Below are 581 nucleotides of genomic sequence, written 5' to 3' on the forward strand. Positions count from 1 at the left end.
GACATTCGCCGAAAATTCGATCTGGCTCTGAGAGCCACTCACAAATTTTACCTTAGCCTGATCCGTTACCAGTGAAAGTAACGTTCAGTCTATCTTTCTATCACATACCCAAATTTTTAAAGAACGAACTAGTCAAAGACTAGAAATCAACATTCACCATCGTACCGATGGAATGCTCATTTCTAAGCTTTATACAATCGAAGCAGTAGTGGTGGAGCCAAGCGGGATCGAACCGCTGACCTCCTGCGTGCAAGGCAGGCGCTCTCCCAGCTGAGCTATGGCCCCGTATTTCTACAGGCGTTTCCCACACAAAATTGGTGGGTCTGGGCAGATTCGAACTGCCGACCTCACCCTTATCAGGGGTGCGCTCTAACCAACTGAGCTACAGACCCAATTTCGGGCTGCTTCTTTCGTCTTCTTCAATGAATCAAGCAATTCGTGTGGGAGCTCATGAAGCAGCTGCGGTCGTCGATTAAGGAGGTGATCCAGCCGCAGGTTCCCCTACGGCTACCTTGTTACGACTTCACCCCAGTCATGAATCACACCGTGGTAACCGTCCCCCCGAAGGTTAGACTAGCTAC

General features: G+C 49.7%; 2 tRNA genes and 1 rRNA gene. All 3 read right to left on the reverse strand.

Annotated elements, in window-relative coordinates:
- Positions 1-209: 209 nt before the first annotated feature.
- Positions 210-285, reverse strand: a tRNA-Ala gene (locus B0E42_RS00040).
- Positions 286-315: 30 nt separating this feature from the next.
- Positions 316-392: transfer RNA gene (locus B0E42_RS00045), tRNA-Ile, on the reverse strand.
- An 81-nt stretch (positions 393-473) separates the two neighbouring features.
- Positions 474-581: ribosomal RNA gene (locus tag B0E42_RS00050) — 16S ribosomal RNA — on the reverse strand; the annotation flags it as partial.

The sequence above is a fragment of the Pseudomonas sp. A25(2017) genome (assembly GCF_002001065.1).
In the GTDB taxonomy this organism is placed as follows: Bacteria; Pseudomonadota; Gammaproteobacteria; order Pseudomonadales; family Pseudomonadaceae; genus Aquipseudomonas; species Aquipseudomonas kilonensis.